General features: G+C 67.7%; 14 protein-coding genes and 2 pseudogenes. 10 read left to right on the plus strand and 6 right to left on the minus strand.

What is annotated here, in order from left to right:
- Nucleotide 1: 1 nt before the first annotated feature.
- The 3 genes from NS331_RS15230 (at nucleotide 2) to NS331_RS15240 (ending at nucleotide 2,841) form a co-directional block, all read left to right on the plus strand.
- On the plus strand, nucleotides 2-1,036 hold the full coding sequence (locus NS331_RS15230) for a carbon-nitrogen hydrolase family protein (RefSeq protein ID WP_058642819.1): 1,035 nt from the start codon (nucleotides 2-4) through the stop codon (nucleotides 1,034-1,036).
- A complete protein-coding gene (locus tag NS331_RS15235; protein ID WP_058642820.1) occupies nucleotides 1,033-1,788 on the plus strand; it encodes a maleate cis-trans isomerase family protein in 756 nt (251 codons plus the stop codon). The genes NS331_RS15230 and NS331_RS15235 overlap by 4 nt, the downstream gene beginning before the upstream one ends.
- An 81-nt stretch (nucleotides 1,789-1,869) precedes the next feature.
- Nucleotides 1,870-2,841 (plus strand): Bug family tripartite tricarboxylate transporter substrate binding protein, encoded by a 972-nt coding sequence (locus NS331_RS15240; RefSeq protein WP_058642821.1) that lies wholly within the window; start codon nucleotides 1,870-1,872, stop codon nucleotides 2,839-2,841.
- 136 nt (nucleotides 2,842-2,977) lie between these two features.
- On the opposite strand, the gene NS331_RS15245 is transcribed toward NS331_RS15240, so the two are convergent.
- Nucleotides 2,978-3,943, minus strand: a complete 966-nt coding sequence (locus NS331_RS15245) for a PDR/VanB family oxidoreductase (RefSeq protein WP_058642822.1) — start codon at nucleotides 3,941-3,943, stop codon at nucleotides 2,978-2,980.
- 61 nt (nucleotides 3,944-4,004) lie between these two features.
- On the opposite strand from NS331_RS15245, the gene NS331_RS15250 reads away from it, so the two are divergent.
- The 3 genes from NS331_RS15250 to NS331_RS15260 are packed head-to-tail and all read left to right on the plus strand — an operon-like array spanning nucleotide 4,005 to nucleotide 6,351.
- A complete protein-coding gene (locus NS331_RS15250; RefSeq protein ID WP_058642823.1) occupies nucleotides 4,005-5,330 on the plus strand; it encodes an aromatic ring-hydroxylating dioxygenase subunit alpha in 1,326 nt (441 codons plus the stop codon).
- A gap of 35 nt (nucleotides 5,331-5,365) precedes the next feature.
- Nucleotides 5,366-5,836, plus strand: a complete 471-nt coding sequence (locus tag NS331_RS15255) for an aromatic-ring-hydroxylating dioxygenase subunit beta (protein ID WP_242873763.1) — start codon at nucleotides 5,366-5,368, stop codon at nucleotides 5,834-5,836.
- On the plus strand, nucleotides 5,833-6,351 hold the full coding sequence (locus NS331_RS15260) for a V4R domain-containing protein (RefSeq protein ID WP_058642824.1): 519 nt from the start codon (nucleotides 5,833-5,835) through the stop codon (nucleotides 6,349-6,351). Before NS331_RS15255 ends, NS331_RS15260 begins: the two co-directional genes overlap by 4 nt.
- A gap of 50 nt (nucleotides 6,352-6,401) precedes the next feature.
- Here NS331_RS15260 and NS331_RS15265 read toward each other — a convergent pair whose 3' ends face one another.
- Nucleotides 6,402-7,157: a GntR family transcriptional regulator gene (locus NS331_RS15265; protein ID WP_058642825.1), complete on the minus strand. Its 756-nt coding sequence runs from the start codon at nucleotides 7,155-7,157 to the stop codon at nucleotides 6,402-6,404.
- A gap of 198 nt (nucleotides 7,158-7,355) precedes the next feature.
- Here NS331_RS15265 and NS331_RS15270 point away from each other — a divergent pair, with 198 nt between their 5' ends.
- Together NS331_RS15270 and NS331_RS15275 are read left to right on the plus strand one after the other, a co-directional pair.
- Nucleotides 7,356-8,060, plus strand: coding sequence for an SDR family NAD(P)-dependent oxidoreductase (locus NS331_RS15270; RefSeq protein ID WP_242873766.1), 705 nt, complete (start codon nucleotides 7,356-7,358; stop codon nucleotides 8,058-8,060).
- A gap of 224 nt (nucleotides 8,061-8,284) precedes the next feature.
- Nucleotides 8,285-9,013, plus strand: a pseudogene (locus tag NS331_RS15275) (transposase); the annotation flags it as partial.
- Here NS331_RS15275 and NS331_RS25620 read toward each other — a convergent pair.
- Nucleotides 9,008-9,280 (minus strand): annotated as a pseudogene (locus NS331_RS25620) (integrase core domain-containing protein); the annotation flags it as partial. The pseudogenes NS331_RS15275 and NS331_RS25620 overlap by 6 nt on opposite strands.
- 377 nt (nucleotides 9,281-9,657) lie before the next feature.
- Between NS331_RS25620 and NS331_RS15280 the strand changes: the two are divergent.
- Nucleotides 9,658-10,296: a GNAT family N-acetyltransferase gene (locus tag NS331_RS15280; RefSeq protein ID WP_242873764.1), complete on the plus strand. Its 639-nt coding sequence runs from the start codon at nucleotides 9,658-9,660 to the stop codon at nucleotides 10,294-10,296.
- 9 nt (nucleotides 10,297-10,305) lie between these two features.
- Here NS331_RS15280 and NS331_RS15285 read toward each other — a convergent pair whose 3' ends face one another.
- Nucleotides 10,306-10,590: a hypothetical protein gene (locus NS331_RS15285; RefSeq protein WP_058642828.1), complete on the minus strand. Its 285-nt coding sequence runs from the start codon at nucleotides 10,588-10,590 to the stop codon at nucleotides 10,306-10,308.
- 270 nt (nucleotides 10,591-10,860) lie between these two features.
- Here NS331_RS15285 and NS331_RS15290 point away from each other — a divergent pair, with 270 nt between their 5' ends.
- On the plus strand, nucleotides 10,861-12,393 hold the full coding sequence (locus NS331_RS15290; RefSeq protein WP_082702522.1) for an iron-containing redox enzyme family protein: 1,533 nt from the start codon (nucleotides 10,861-10,863) through the stop codon (nucleotides 12,391-12,393).
- Nucleotides 12,394-12,561: 168 nt separating this feature from the next.
- On the opposite strand, the gene NS331_RS15295 is transcribed toward NS331_RS15290, so the two are convergent.
- Complete coding sequence (locus NS331_RS15295) at nucleotides 12,562-13,674, minus strand: glycosyltransferase family 2 protein (RefSeq protein ID WP_058642829.1); 1,113 nt, start codon at nucleotides 13,672-13,674, stop codon at nucleotides 12,562-12,564.
- A 140-nt stretch (nucleotides 13,675-13,814) separates the two neighbouring features.
- Nucleotides 13,815-15,053, minus strand: a complete 1,239-nt coding sequence (gene ertE / locus NS331_RS15300) for an N-carbamyl-l-glutamate amidohydrolase ErtE (protein WP_058642830.1) — start codon at nucleotides 15,051-15,053, stop codon at nucleotides 13,815-13,817.
- Nucleotides 15,054-15,136: the final 83 nt, after the last annotated feature.

The following is a 15,136-nucleotide window of genomic DNA, read 5'->3' on the forward strand; positions in this document are numbered from 1 at the left end:
CATGCGATCCCTGCCCAAGAGCAAGGTGGCGGCCGTCCAGGCCTCGCCCGTGTTCCTCGACACCACGGCCACCATCGACAAGGCCTGCCGGCTGGTACGCGAAGCCGCCGCCCGTGGCGCGGCGCTCGTGGTCTTTCCCGAGGTCTTCGTCTCGGCCTATCCCTACTGGAGCTGGCTGGGCAGCCCATTGGCTGGCAGCCCCTGGTTTCAGCGCCTGTGCGAGTCGGCCGTGGAGGCGACCGGCCCCGAGATGGCACGGATCGCCGACGTGGCTCGTGAATGCGGCGTCTACGTGGCCATCGGCATCAACGAACTGGCCGCGCGCAGCGTCGCCACGGTCTACAACACGCTGCTGTTCTACGGATCGGACGGCCGATTGCTGGGCCGCCACCGCAAGCTGGTACCCACCTGGGCCGAGAAGCTGACCTGGGCTCCTGGCGACGGCGCCGGCCTGCAGGTGCACGACACGACCATCGGCCCGGTTGGCATGCTGGCCTGCGGCGAGAACACCAACACGCTCGCTCGCTTCTCGCTGCTGGCGCAAGGCGAGCTGATCCACCTCGCGAGCTACATCTCGCTGCCCGTGGCACCGCCCGACTACGACATGGCGGAGGCCATCAAGGTGCGTGCGATGGCGCATTCCTTCGAGGGCAAGGTCTACACCGTCGTGGCCTGCTCCACCATCGCGCCGGAGACGGCGGCACAGCTGGAGGACGCCTTTCCCGGCGCCGCAGCGCTGCTGTCACGCCGCAACAGCGCCTTCTCAGGCGTCATTGGCCCCGACGGCCGTGTGGCGGGCACACCGTTGATCGACGAGGAGGGCATCGTCTACGCCGACATCGACCTGGCGCGCTGCATCCAGCCGCGTCAGATGCACGACATCACCGGTCACTACAACCGCTTTGACGTCTTCGATCTGCGGGTGAACCGCCGCGGCCTGCGCCCCGCCACCTTCGACGACAGTGCTCGCGGCGAGGAGGCGGCCTCGGCCATCTCCACCGCCGCCGAGGCGGCCCACACGGAGAGTGCGGCATGAACCGCCCCGCCTATCGCATCGGGCAGATCGTGCCCTCGTCAAATACCACGATGGAGACCGAGATCCCGGCGATGCTGCTGGCACGCCAGGCGATCCGGCCGGAGCGCTTCACCTTCCACTCGAGCCGCATGCGCATGAAGAAGGTGGTCAAGGCCGAACTTGAGGCCATGGACCGCGACAGCGACCGCTGTGCCGCCGAGTTGAGCGATGCGCGCGTGGACGTGCTCGGCTATGCCTGCCTGGTCGCCATCATGAGCATGGGCCTGGGCTACCACCGCCAGTCCGAGCAGCGCCTGCATGCGCGCACGGTAGAAAACGGCGCGCCCACTCCGGTCGTCACGAGTGCGGGCGCGCTGATGGAGGGCTTGAAGGTCTTGGGCGCTCGCCGCATCGTGCTGATCTGTCCATACCTCAAGCCGCTGACGCAACTGGTGGTCGACTACCTGCAGGCCGAAGGCTTCGAGGTGCTGGACCACATCGCGCTGGAGATTCCTGACAACCTGGAGGTCGGCCGCCATGACCCCGCTCGGCTGCTGGAGATCTACAAGCGCCTGGATGCTACCGGCGCGGATGCGCTGGTGCTCTCGGCCTGCGTGCAGATGCCCTCGCTGCCGGTGCTGGCGCAGGTAGAGGCCCAGGCGGGCATTCCGGTCGTCTCCGCAGCGGTCTGTACCACCTACATGATGCTCAAGGCACTGGGCCTGGAGACAGTGGTGCCCGAAGCCGGAGCGCTTCTGAGCGGCCGCTACTGACGCATTTCCCTTCCCGTCGGGACCGGCCCCGGCCGGGTCAGACGGTTTCGTTGCCCTTACCTTTACCCACGGAAACTTGTCGTGAAAAAGCTCCTTCAGATCTTTGCCGGCGCGCTGCTCGGCTGCCTGTGCCTCGGCGCCTCCGCCGCCGACGCCTACCCATCCAAGCCGATCCGCGTGGTCATTCCCTTTCCGCCGGGCGGGGCGGTGGACACGCTGATGCGCAGCATCGGTCCCGCGCTCAGCGCGGAGCTCGGCCAGCCTCTGGTCATCGACAACCGGCCGGGTGGGGGTGCGCAGATCGGCGCCTCCGTCGTCCTGGGCGCGCCGCCTGACGGCTACACCATGTTCGTTGCAGAGATCGGTGCGTTCGCCATCAACCCCAGCCTCTACCGCAACATCAGCTACCAGCCGGTCCGCGACTTCGAGGGCGTGGACATGCTTACGCGCACGCCGATGGTCATGTACGGTAGCCCGACCGGCAAACTGCCCAGCTTCAAGGCGCTGAAGGATGCGGTGGCCGCGGGCGCCGACATCAGCTACGGCTCCTTCGGCCCAGGCACGGCGCCCCATATCCTGGGGCACCAGCTCTCGCGCGCGCTTCCCAAGGGCAAGTTCACTCACATTCCATACAAGGGTGCGCCGCCGGCCCTGCAAGCCATGATGACCAACGAGATCGATCTGCTGTTCGACGGTGTGCCGGGCGTACTCAACATGGTCCGCAGCAGCAAGGGCGTGCCTCTAGCGGTTGCGGCGGCGCAGCGAAGCGAGTACCTGCCGCAGGTGCCGACCACGGCCGAGCTTGGACTGCCGCAATTGCAGATGGACCTGTGGATCGGTGCCGCTGTGAAGAAAGGCACACCGCCTGCCATCGTGAACCGGCTGCATGCCGCCTTCGAGAAGGTGCTGGCCGACCGCGAGATCTGGAAAAAGCAGGCCGATCTCGGCTACAGCAAGGCATCGATGACGCCGGCCCAGTTCGACGCGTTCATCAAGTCGGAGATCGAGCGTTACCGGCCGGCCATCGTGGAGTCGGGCGCGACCGTCGAATAAGAAAGCAGCGGCACCGCCGCGCCGAGACGGCACTCGACCTACGAACGCAGGGCGGGCTCCAGCCAAGGGGTCCGCCCTTCTGCATGCCAGGCATGCCTGCCGCTGCTTCCGGCTCAGGCCCGCACGCAGCGGGGAGTCATAGGTCGACCGTCAGGGTGTCCGAGAGCGCTCGCGAGCAACAGGGCGTGAAGCAGCGCGTGCGGTCGGCATCGTCCAGGCATTCGTCCCGGTGGTCCACCTCCCCGTCCAAGACGTCGGTGAGACAGGTGCCGCACATGCCCTGTTCACACGAGGTAGGCAGTGCGATGCCTGCTGCCTGCACCACGGACGCCGCGCTTCGGTCGGCGGGCACGTTGAGCGAGAGGCCGCTGCGTGCCAACACCAGGCGAAACGCTCGGTTGATGCCTGGCTCGAGCGGGGCGGACGTGAAGCGCTCATGGTGCAACCGGGCCGCTGGCCAGCCGGCCTCGCGGCCAGCAGTCAGCACATGGTCGATCAGGCCTGCCGGCCCGCAGACGTAGATGTGGGTGCCCGGCTTGCTCGCCGCGATGAGGGCGGGCACGTCCAGCAGGCCTTCGTGGCTGCCGTCGTCCAGGTGCAGCTGGACCCGCTGCTTGAAGGGCGAGTGCCGCAGCGCATCCAGAAATGCGCAGTGCGCGGCACTGCGGGCCGCGTGATGCAGCGACCACGAGGCGCCGATGGCGTGCAGCCGCCAGGCCATCGCAAGCAGCGGCGTAATGCCGATGCCTCCCGCGATCAACAGCGTGTGCGGCGCCGCTTCGTCCAGCGGGAAATGGTTGGCCGGTGTCGAGACCACCAGTCGATCGCCCACGGCCACGCGAGCGTGCATGCCGTGCGAGCCGCCGCGCGACTGCGGATCGCGGTGCACCGCGATCTGATAGCGATGGGTTTCGGCCGGATCGTTGCATAGCGAGTAGCAGCGTTCCGGGCCGCCAGGCACCTGCACCCGCACGTGGGCACCGGCCTCGAAGGCGGGCAGCGTGCCGCCGTCCGGGCGGACGAACTCGAACAGGTCCGCGGTGTCGGCCACCGGCGTCCGATCGGTGACGACGAGGTCGAGGGGAGCGGCGGGCAGGGGCATAAAGAGCTCTTTAAATAAAAAGAATACAGTATACTTTTAAGATCAAATTAGCGGAGCCGCCATGACCGTTCCCCCGTCCCCCGATCCCGCCTGCCTGGTGCGGCCGGACTGCGTCCACCGTGACGCCTACGTCAGTCGCGAGGTGTTTGAGCTCGAGTCACGTCGCTTCTTTGGCGCCACATGGAATTTCGTCGCGCACGAGAGCCAGTTGCCGCAGCCCGGCTCCTACGTCACGCTCGATTTGGCGGGCCGGCCCCTGTTGGTGCTGCGCGAGGGTGACGGCCGCATCGGCGTTTTCTACAACCGCTGCGCCCACAAGGGCACCAAGCTTTATACGGACGAGGCTGGCCATGCCGGGCGTGTGCTGCGCTGTCCATACCACGCTTGGACCTATAGGCTGGATGGCAGCCCTCTTGGCGTGCCCTTGCGGAAAGACTACGACCTCCAAGCCCTGTCGCGTTGCGAGGCAGGCCAGGGCCTGACGCGTGTGGGCGCAGTGGCTGAGCATCGCGGCTTCGTCTTCGTGCGGCTCGATGCTCAGGGCATCGGCTTTAACGACTACTTTGGCGAAGCGCTGCAGTGGATCGACAACATGGTGGACCGCTCGCCCACGGGTCGGTTGAAGGTGGCCGGCGGCATCGTGCGCAACGTGATGCGCTGCAACTGGAAGATGTATCTGGAGAACGTCAACGACACCGTGCATCCGGTCTCCACGCACGAATCTGCGGGCAAGTCGGCCAAGGCGCAGTGGGAGGAGGGCGGCACCACGGCGACCGGCGCCATCCTGCCGATGGCAGTGGAGCAACTGCTGCCCTTCGCTTCGGGCTACGAATTTTTTGACGGCATGGACGCCGTGGTCTATCCCCATGGTCACAGCGCACTGGGCGTGAGCTTCAGCACCCACTCCAACTACGCGCAGCCACCGGGCTACGAAGAAGCGCTGGTCGCGGCGCACGGGGAGGCGCGCACGCGAGAGATCCTTGACCGTGCGCCGCAGAACACCGTGCTTTATCCAAGCATCGCCATCAAGGGCGCGCCACTGGTGATGCGGGTAATCCGTCCCCTGGCGGCGGATCGCACGCTGGTCGAGGCATGGAGTTTCCACCCGGAGGGCGCGCCCGACCTGCTGCTGGAGCGCGCGGTCAGCTACAACCGGCTGGTCTTCTCGCCCATGTCCATCCTGGCGCACGACGACGTGCATCTGTTCGAGAGCGTGCAGCAAGGACTGCAGTCCGATGGCAATCCCTGGGTCAGCATGCACCGAGGTTTCGATCCGGCGGAACTTACGTCCACCACTGCCCGGCGCTGCAAGGGCACCAGCGAGTTGCTGATGCGCAACCAGTTCCGTGCATGGCGCACCTTCATGATCACCACGGAGGCCGCATGACCACGTGCGTTTCGAACCTCGCCGCCCCTGCGTCCGTGGACGTGGATGCCCTGGTCCGCTTCGTCCTCGACGAGGCCCGACTGCTCAATGCGGGCGACTTCGACGCCTGGCTCGCGCTCTTCCACGCGCAATGCCGCTACTGGGTCCCTCTGGCGGGCGACCGCCAGGAGGATTCGCCTCTGCACGCGAGCCTGGCCGACGAGGATCGCTACCTGCTCGCCACGCGCATTCGCCGGCTCAAGAGCCCAGCCGCCCATTCGCTGGATCCGGGCGTTCGCAGCCTACACGTTATCCAGCAGCCCGAAGTGGAGGCAGCCGATGGGGACGACCACCTGCTGCGCACGCCCTTCCTTTACACCGAGACCGCCGGGGCGCGGCAACTGACGCTGGCTGGCACGTGGCGGCATCGGCTGCGTCCCACCTCGGATGGCCTGCGCATCGTGTGCAAGCGCGTGGACTTGCTGCAGGCGGGCGCCGCGCACGAGATCATCCAGCTCTTTCCATGATGGCCGGCGCTGCTCTGAAGCTGCACGACCGGCTCGTCTTTGACCTGGCTGCGGGCCAGGTCGTGGACGGCCCTCGGCGCTATGTGCTGATGCGTACCGACGTGCTAATGGGTGCCTTCGACGGGCTGGAGGAGTCTGCCCGCACCGAGGCCTTGCGCGCGCTGGGCCGTTCCGTCTACCGCCGGGGAGCGGACAGCGTGCGCGCCTACTTGCGGGAGCTGGGTGCCGAGGCGCTGCTATGTGCCATGGAGGATGGCTCAGCCTCATTAGGATGGGGCCGATGGTGCCTTGAAGCGGAGCCTGGACTGCTGCGCTTGCGGGTGGCTAATAGCCCGTTCGCGCACGCCACGCGACGCCACGATGCGCCGGCTTGTCACGCCATCACCGGCATGCTGGCGGCCGTGGCCGGCACACTGTGGTCTATGCCGGTGCGGGCCGAAGAAACGCAATGCGCGTGCATGGTGCGCACGGCACCCTTCACCTGCCTGTTCGAAGCACGGGCGGAGGTGGCGTGAACGCTTGCGGCCGTCGCCGGCAGCCGCGTCTTGCCCTGTGCCTGGATCCGTCAGGCTGCCTTGCGTCGCCGACCCACCTTGGCCCGGGGCTCAGCGTGCGCATCGGCCGGCTGGCCGTGCACCAGCGCTTCCTGCATGGCGTAGTAAGAGGCTGCGGCCTCGCGCAGGTTCTGTGCCACGCATTCGCCGACCGCGTCCACGTCGCGCCGAACGAACGCATCGAGGATGAGCTTGGTATGCGCCAGCGACTTGGCGCGGAAGGCCTCGTCCTTGAGCGTGGCCAGCCGGACCGCCTGCGCGTGATCACGCAGGCGGTTGATGATCTGCACCAGATGCTCGTTGGGCACCATTGCCACCCACGCTGAGCGAAACGCCCAATTGGCCTGCATGTACTCCAGCATGTCGGACTTGCGGTGCGCCCGTTCCGCGGCCTGCACGGCTGCCGTCATCCGGCCGAGCCCCTCCAGACTCGAATGGCGGCAGGCGCTGGTGGCTGCGGGCGGTTCGAGCAGGAGCCGTACCTCGAACATGTTGGCAATGTCCTCGGGTGCAAAGCGTTTGAGTATGAACCCGCGAGAAGTGCCATCGAGGTAGCCCTCGCTCTTGAGCTGCAGCAGCGCCTCGCGCACCGGCATACGGGACACCTCTAGTTCCGCCGCAATCTCGTGGTCCACCAGCCGATGTTCCGCGCCGATGTCCCCGGCGTGCATCCGCTCGCGAAGCAGGGCATATACCTGGTCGCGAATATTCTGTTTGCTGATGTCGGCATTCTTGCCAGCTGGGGCCTTGGCCAAAGAGACGAGCATGGCTTCTCGGTAGGTGTAGGAGACGCTGATTGTGCCAGCAAGGACCGCCTTGAAAACAGAATACGGTATACTGATGTAATCAGAACTTCAAGGATCACGCATGTCTTGCACTGCCCGCCGTCTGACCGAGGGCGCACCGAGCCACCGATCACTTCCCGGTGCCGGTGCCGCTGTCGGGCGGAGCACCGAATGACTGACATGCTCAGAGGCTGGCGAATCCTTTTGGTCGGTGGCTCGGGCGGCATCGGCGCGGCCGTGGCCCAGGCCCTGCTCGCCGAAGGCGTTGACGAACTGATCACGGCGCCTTCTGTGCCTCAGGCGCGCGCCGATCGCCTTCGGACCGAGCACGTCGACCTGTCGAATCTGGCTAGCGTAGAGGCGCTGGCGCAGCGGCTCGCCGACGTGCCCTTGAATGCGGTCATTAACTGTGCGGGAGTTAATGGCAATCGTCGACTGTTCGAGGGCGACTGGGTGGCTCGCGTTCGACGTGAGATGGAGGTCAACTACTTCGGCATGCTCAACTTGGCCGCGGCGTTTGGCCCTGCATTGGCGGCCCGGCCCGGCGGCCGCTTCATGACCTTGCTCAGCTTCCTGAGCCACGTGAATCTGCCCGCGATGGCCAGCTACTGCGCCAGCAAGGCCGCCGCCCACTCGGTTTTGCAGGCTCTGCGTGCCGAATGGGCCGCTGCTGGCGTTACCGTGTGCGGCGTCTATCCCACTGCCGTCGACACGTCGATGAGCAAGGGCCTTACGGGTGCGAAGCAGTCGCCGCAGGAGTTGGCGCGGGAAATGGTGCAGGCGTTGGTCGACGGGAAGGAAACACTCTATCCCGGTGAGGCCGCGGGGGCAATTCGCGGGTATCTAGCGGACCCACTGCACATGCAGTTGAGGATGCTTGGATGATGCCGCAGATTCAGCGCGTCTGGCAGGCCAACATGCAGGTCTACGGTGCTGACAAAGTGTGGCGGCAACTGGCGCGATCTTCGGGTGACTGGTTTGCACCGGAAGCTTGTCGAATTGGACGGTAGGGTCTGCTGACCGCTCTCAGTCGAGGCTGTGTAGAACCCCCTGAAAGATCGACGGTGTTGTGCGTACAGTGAAGGCGGACGTGGCAAGCGGAGCTGGATATGGCGCACTTTGTTGAAGGCCAAGACAGAAATCAGGTTGCGTTGTTGCCTGAGTGTCTCGACGACGTCGTCACTGAGGACAATCCAGTGCGAGTGGTTGATGCGTTCGTCAGCGAACTCGACTTGCACGCCCTGGGCTTCGATGGCCTGACGCCAAAGTCGACGGGACGCCCCTCGTACCACCCCGCAGTCCTGCTGAAGATCTACATCTATGGCTATCTCTCCCGGATTCAGTCCAGCCGGCGATTGGAGCGCGAGTGTCAGCGCAACCTGGAGTTGATGTGGCTGACGGGAAGGCTGGCGCCGGACTTCAAGACCATTGCTGACTTTCGTCGCGACAGTGGCAAGGGAATCCAGAATGCCTGCCGCCGATTCATTGGCCTATGCCGGGAGCTGAAGCTCTTCTCGCAGGCTGTTGTGGCTATCGACGGCAGCAAGTTCAAGGCAGTCAACAACCGAGATCGGAACTTCACGGAGGTGAAGATCGACCGCTTCCAAGAACAGGTTGCACGCAGCATCCAGCGCTATCTGGACACGCTGGAGACTTGTGATCGCACAGAGTCTGCCGGCATGCGGGCCAAGACCGAACGACTGCAAGAGAAGATCAAGAAATTGCGCAATCGCATGCGCGAGCTGGATGGCCTGAAGGCGAGATTGAAATCTGAGCCGGGCGAGCAGCTTTCGCTGACTGATCCAGACGCGCGCTCCATGGTCACGAGCCGACTAGGTGTCGAGTTGCAATAGGTTGTTCCCACAAAGGCGGGAGGCTGGGGGCTTGTGCCCCAGAGCGCAGTGCGGGCGCTCGCAGTTGTAGTAGCGCAGGAAAGCGGGCAGCCAGGCGGTGCGCTCGGCACTGTTGGCCCAGGTGCGTCCATAGGCCCATTCGCGCAGACAGGTCTGAATGAAACGCTCGGCCTTGCCGTTGGTCTGGGGGCGGTAAGGCCGGGTGAAGGTGTGCTTGATGCCCAGCGCCTGACAGGTCTTGGGGCTCAGCCTTGTTTGAAACCGTATCTTCCGCCGGCGCAGTGGCTATACAAGTGTCGTTCGGATCAACGCGGCAAAAGCCCTCTAGTGGCACGATTCGGCGGCACGCCGTGCCACGTGCATCAGTGCTGGTAATCTGGTCTGCTGGCCGCTCTCGCCGAAAGCAGTCGTTCGTCGTTGCACGCGCGACTGGCGGCTCACAGTCTGTACCGGACACATGGCAGCCCGCGGGTGCGACCGATGCGTGCTACTGCTCTATTCCGCGACAATCGTCGCATAGCACGTGCCCCTAGCGGACGACCACACCCTGTAAGCTGACGGTAGTTTTGGCGGTATCAGACTTTTGGATGGCAGTTGTTTCCGAGATAAATCAAATACTTAGCAGTTAGATGAGGATCCTGCTGGGGCACCACATCGAGTCCGACGGCGTACGACGCCGCCGGACTTTTTTGTTGGGCCCATTGCCGCGGTTCTCGATCAGGAGAGGACGCATGATTTCCATCCGACGCCTTCAGCCCGCCGACTGGCGCAGCTACCGGGACCTTCGCCTGCGCGCCCTGCGCGAGGCGCCGGATGCCTTCGGCAGCACGCATGACGCCGAGGCCGCGAGACCCGACGCACTGTGGGCCGCGCGGCTTGCGGAGGCCGCCGCCTCTGCGCACGAATGCCCGCTCTGGGCTTGGCACGGGCCACAGCCTTGCGGGCTCGTGTGGGCCCGGTTGCCCGCCGACGAGCCGCGCATCGCGCAGCTGTTCCAGATGTGGGTCGATCCGCAGTCGCGCGGTCTGGGCGTGGGGCGGGCGCTGCTGGATGCGGCCGTCGCCTGGGCTCGGCGCGCGGAGGCAAAGTGGGTCTGCCTGGACGTCAGTACGTCGCAGACGGCGGCGTTGAGCCTGTACCGGGTGTGCGGATTCAAGGAAGAGGGCGCACTGCACCCATTGCGCGAAGGCAGCGCCGTGATGGTTCAGCCCATGCGGCTGGACCTGGCGCCTGCGGCCCCGCTGGCGCCCGCGCGCGGGCCCGACTGATTCGGTCGCTCAGTGCTCGTAGCGCATTGCCGCACCCGCCGGCATGCGGAAGGGGCGGGGCGCCGGGGCGGCGTCACGGATGTCCGGCGTCCGCGCACCCGCCGGGCGCGAACGGCACAGCTCGGCCAGGCGGCGGTCGGCTTCCCGGCGTAGGGCCGTGATCTCGGCAAAGGCTTCGGCCCGGGCCAGCAGGCGGCCGCCGTGCGTGCGCTGGTGCAGCTGGTGCACCGCTTCGTACGAGGCGCGTTCGGCCTTCATCCATGCGGCGAACTGGGGGTCGGGGGTGTCGTCCATCGAGCGTCTCCTGGCGTGCTCTCGCGAAGACGTCGCAGGGAGCGGGGCGAAGTATGGGCAGCCCAAGCCCGTGAGGGCGTAGGACAAGCCTCGCGTGGCCGGTAAGGGTTTGCCCTGCGACACGGCTTGCCGGGGTAGGACGCCGCGCCCGGCCGGCGGGCCTACCGCGCCGCGCCGGCGTAGGCGGTTGACCGGGGGTCGGCCGCGGCCGACAACCATGCAGGCGCGACCCCGTCCGCACGGGCGTCGAGCTTCGGCGAAGGTCCAGCCATGCACACACGACGCCTTGAGTCTTTCGACATCGCAGAGGCGGCCACGCCCTTCCAGTCGTTGCCGACCGCGCAGCTGCAACCCGCCCGTCAGGCCGCGAACGAAGGGTCGCCGGCCCCGTCCCCCGCCACGGGCGCACGCAGTCTGTACGACGCGCTGTGGAAGGCCAACGATGCGCCCGACGACGCGTTGCGCCTTCGCGCAGCCGAGTTCATCGAACGCTGGCGCAAGGAGATGCGTCAGCAACCCTGCGACCTGCCGAATTCACCCGACGGCCTGGCCGCCTGGCAGCAGGCGCAGCTCGAAGCCACCGGCGGTGCCTACCAGGACTACCTGGCGGCCCGCAAGGCCGGCGCGCCGCGCCGCTACTTCGGCTCCCGGTCCCACGCGCTCTACTTCCTGCGTGCCGTGGCACCCACCAAGCTGGTGGACGGCGCCTGGCTCTACGGCCTGCTGCCCGGCATCACCAATCCCCATTTCAACGACCTCATCGTGACCTATGTGGAGGAGCTGGGCGACGGCGATCCGGACAAGAACCACGTGCTGCTCTACCGACGGCTGATCGACGCCCTGGGCATCGTGGACTGGGCCGAGCAGGACGACGAAACCTATGTGCAGGGCGCCTTGCAACTGGCGCTGGCGGCCTGCACCGAATCGCTGGTGCCGGAGGTGATCGGCTTCAACCTCGGCTACGAGCAGCTGCCGCTGCACCTGCTCATCACGGCCTACGAGCTCGACGAACTGGGCATCGACCCGACCTACTTCACGCTGCACGTCACGGTGGACAACGCGGCCGGCGGCCATGCCCAGCGTGCGCTGCGCGCGGCGGTGGAGAACATGCCGGCCCTGGCCGACGACGGCGCCTTCTGGGAGCGCGTGGCCGACGGCTACCGCCTGAGCAATGCCGGCTTCGGCACCACCGATGCCATCGCCGCCTTCGACGGGCACCGTGAACTGCTGCGCGTGCTGGGCGGGCGTGCGGCCGAGGGCAGCATGGCCCACTCCGACTATTGCCGCATCGAGGGCCGCACCGTCAACCAGTGGCTGGCCGATCCGGAAGCCATCGACGGCTTCGTCGCCGCGCTCGAGCGCAAGGGCTGGCTGCAGCGCAACAGCGATCCGGCGCAAAGCCGGTTCTGGAAGCTGCTGCAGGGCGAGGCGGCGAGCATGTTCGGCGTCTTTGGCGACTACGAGCTGCAGGTGATCTACGACTGGCTCCGCGGTGATGCCGCGGCGGACGGTGCCGCCTTCGTGCGTGGCAGTGCGCCGACGGCGGCGGCGCCGGTGCCGCCACGCGCCTTCCGTCATGTGCGCCGTGCGGCGGCTGCGAAGCCCGCGCTCGGACTGGCGGCGCTGGCGGATGCGGAGGTGGAGCTCGATGCCGACGTGCTGGCCCTGCGCCACGTGCTGGAGACGGGGGACACCGCGCTGCAGGGGGCGACCTTGCGCCGCCTGCTGGGCCCGGCGCTGCACTGGGGGCCGGCGGGGCTGGAGGCGACGCGGCATGTGTCGCGGGTGCTGCATGCGGCATGAGTGCCGCCCGTTCGTCCTGAGCGTGTCGACGGGGGTGTGCCCACGCCGGGGCGGGGCTTCGACATGCTCAGCCCGAACGGTCGTTGGTCGAGTGACTTACTTTGGTTGAGCATCAAGGGCTCTGGGCTTACCGCTTGGGACCAGGAGTCAGGATTCGGCAGTCGGCACTCAGATTTCTTCAGTTCCGCCCGCGGTCCCCTCGATCCCGTGCGATGCACCACTTTGTCTTGAGCCCTGCGCAGTTCGCAATGCCGCGAACGCCGCAGCCTTCGCCTCATCGCCCAGGCTGAGATGGAAGGCATGCAGGTTGTGCGCCGCCAGGAAGCTGCCGCGGCCATGCACGGCGCCTTCCAGTTCCGGCTGCTCGCCGATCTCCAGGCAGCGCAGCCAGCTCTGTTCGATGGCGGGCAACAGCGCCGGTGCACGGGCCGGCTCGGCAACGGCCCAGTCCAGCAGCAGGTCGCCCACGGCGAAGGAGAAGTCCGGCGAGTGGCGCCAGTGCGGCATCTCGTGCTGGGCCAGTGCCAGCGCATCCTCGAAGCGCTTGGCGCACTTCAGGCAGAACAGCAGCCGCACCACCACGTCGTGCCGCCAGGCCAGCGAAGGGTCCATGCGGGCCAGGGCCCGTTCGTAGGCTGCTGCGGCGCCGGCATGGTCGCGCAGCACGACCTCCTGTTCCTTGCCCCACTGGTAATGCAGGTAGGCGTCGTCCGGATGATCCTGCAGCGCCAGGCGCAGCAGGGCCCCGTTGCGGCCGCGCTTTTCCGCCAGGCGCTCGGGCAGGTAGCCGTCGTGGTCCAGCACGATGGGCAGGCGCCGGCGCGGCAGCGCGGGCGGGCCGATCGGTTGCTCGTGCACGCGGCCTTCGTAGCGCACGCCGCGCGGCAGCAGCCGCGGCACCCAGGCGGAACTCACGGCCTCGTGGCCGGCGTTGTCGTAGACGCTGTCGATGCGCACCAGGCCCAGGGCGTCGTCCATCGCGTCGCGCAGGGCGGCGACCTGCTCGAAGCCGTCGACCAGCCGCTCGTCCGCATCGAGCACCAGATTCCAGTCCGCATCCGACAGGGCCAGCGCCGCGTTGCGGGCGGCGGCGAAGTCGTCGATCCAGGCGAAGTGGCCCACCTGCGCGCCGTGGGCCTCCGCCAGGGCCGGCGTGCCGTCGGTGGAGCCGGTGTCCAGCACGACCATCGCGTCCACCCAGGGCGCGGCGCTGTCCAGGCAGCGGGCCAGGCGCGCGGCCTCGTTGCGCACGATCATCACGAGGGCGGTCTTGCGGGTCATCGGTGCAGGGCAGGCAGTGGGGGCGGCGGGCGAGGATCGTAAGTCAGGGCAAGGCCCGTGCCTGGCGGCGCAAGGCGCACGCAGGTGAGGCCTGCGCCTTGCACCATGTGCGCCCGTCATCCTGCCGGCGACGCGGACGCCTACGCGCCGTCCAGCGCCACCAGCGCCTGCGCGAGCACTGCCGTGCCGGCGGCGGCCTGGTCGGGCTCGATCCATTCCTCCGGACAGTGGCTGCGCCCGTCGCGGCAGGGCACGAACACCATGCCCACCGGCCCGGCCTCGGCCAGGTGCATGGCGTCGTGGCCGGCCCCGCTGGGCAGGCGCATGCTGCCCAGTTGCAGCCGTGCGGCCGCGGCCTCGATGGCCGCCATCACGCGCGGATCGCAGGCGACCGGCTCGGTGCGCGTGAGCAGGGCGACGTCGGCGGTGACGCGCAGGCGGTTCAACGCGTCGGCGCTGGCGGCCATCACCGCATGGACGAAGCCGTCGAGCACCGCGGGCGCGTCGCTGCGCACCTCCAGCGTCATGCTGACGTGGCCGGGCACCGAATTGGCGGCGTTGGGCGTGAGCGCCAGGCGCCCGACGGTCGCCACCACGTAGGGCGGCCCGTCGCCGTGGCTGGCCGCCAGGCGCTGGGCCTGCGCGATGACTTCCGCCGCACCGACCAGCGCGTCCTGCCGCAGGTGCATGGGCGTGGTGCCGGCATGGTCGGCACGGCCGGCGACGGTGACCGTGTAGCGCCGGATGCCGACGATGTTCGTCACCACGCCGATGGGCAGCTGCCGCGCCTCCAGCACCGGGCCCTGCTCGATGTGCAGTTCCACGAAGGCGGCGAGGCTGCCGGGGGGACGCAGGGCCGGCCCCAGCTCGCCCGGCCGTGCGCCGATGCGTGCCATGGCCGCCGCGAGCGACTCGCCGGCACCGTCGCGCAAGGCCAGCATGCCGGCGTCCAGGTGGCCGGCGCAGGCGCGGCTGCCGATGCAGGAGACGCCGTGGTCGCTCGGCTCTTCGCCGAGGAAGTCGATCACCTCCAGGGGATGGCGCAGGCGCAGCCCGCTCTCCCGGATCGACTGCACCGCCTCCAGGCCGGCCAGCACGCCCAGCACGCCGTCGAAGCGGCCGCCGTGCGGCACCGTGTCGCTGTGCGAGCCGGTGGCCAGCGGTGGCAGGCCGGGCACGCTGCCTTCGAGCCGGCCGATCAGGTTGCCGGCGCTGTCCATGCGCGTCTGCAGGCCGGCGGCCTCGAACTGCTGCCGCAGCCAGTCGCGTCCCTGCTGGAAGCTGACCGAGAAGGCACGGCGCGTCCACGGCTGATCGGGCTCGGTGAAGGCGGCCAGGTCGTGAAGCCGGCGCCAGAGGCGGTCGGCGTCGATGCGCACAGCGGCAGGGACCGTGGGGGATGAAGCGGCGGCGGGAGCGGCAGGGTCGGCATGCATGCTCGGTATATTGCGCAGTCCCCCGT

The organism is Pseudacidovorax intermedius (assembly GCF_001476815.1).
GTDB classification, from domain to species: domain Bacteria; phylum Pseudomonadota; class Gammaproteobacteria; order Burkholderiales; family Burkholderiaceae_C; genus Xenophilus; species Xenophilus intermedius_A.

What these genes read in the sequence shown, in the direction of transcription:
- NS331_RS15270 (WP_242873766.1), top strand. Translation starts at nt 7,356, where the DNA reads ATGCTCAGAGGCTGGCGAATCCTTTTGGTCGGTGGCTCGGGCGGCATC.
- NS331_RS15265 (WP_058642825.1), bottom strand. Translation starts at nt 7,157, where the DNA reads ATGCTCGTCTCTTTGGCCAAGGCCCCAGCTGGCAAGAATGCCGACATC.
- NS331_RS15295 (WP_058642829.1), bottom strand. Translation starts at nt 13,674, where the DNA reads ATGACCCGCAAGACCGCCCTCGTGATGATCGTGCGCAACGAGGCCGCG.
- NS331_RS15290 (WP_082702522.1), top strand. Translation starts at nt 10,861, where the DNA reads ATGCACACACGACGCCTTGAGTCTTTCGACATCGCAGAGGCGGCCACG.
- NS331_RS15285 (WP_058642828.1), bottom strand. Translation starts at nt 10,590, where the DNA reads ATGGACGACACCCCCGACCCCCAGTTCGCCGCATGGATGAAGGCCGAA.
- NS331_RS15230 (WP_058642819.1), top strand. Translation starts at nt 2, where the DNA reads ATGCGATCCCTGCCCAAGAGCAAGGTGGCGGCCGTCCAGGCCTCGCCC.
- NS331_RS15280 (WP_242873764.1), top strand. Translation starts at nt 9,658, where the DNA reads ATGAGGATCCTGCTGGGGCACCACATCGAGTCCGACGGCGTACGACGC.
- NS331_RS15235 (WP_058642820.1), top strand. Translation starts at nt 1,033, where the DNA reads ATGAACCGCCCCGCCTATCGCATCGGGCAGATCGTGCCCTCGTCAAAT.
- NS331_RS15260 (WP_058642824.1), top strand. Translation starts at nt 5,833, where the DNA reads ATGATGGCCGGCGCTGCTCTGAAGCTGCACGACCGGCTCGTCTTTGAC.
- NS331_RS15245 (WP_058642822.1), bottom strand. Translation starts at nt 3,943, where the DNA reads ATGCCCCTGCCCGCCGCTCCCCTCGACCTCGTCGTCACCGATCGGACG.
- NS331_RS15250 (WP_058642823.1), top strand. Translation starts at nt 4,005, where the DNA reads ATGACCGTTCCCCCGTCCCCCGATCCCGCCTGCCTGGTGCGGCCGGAC.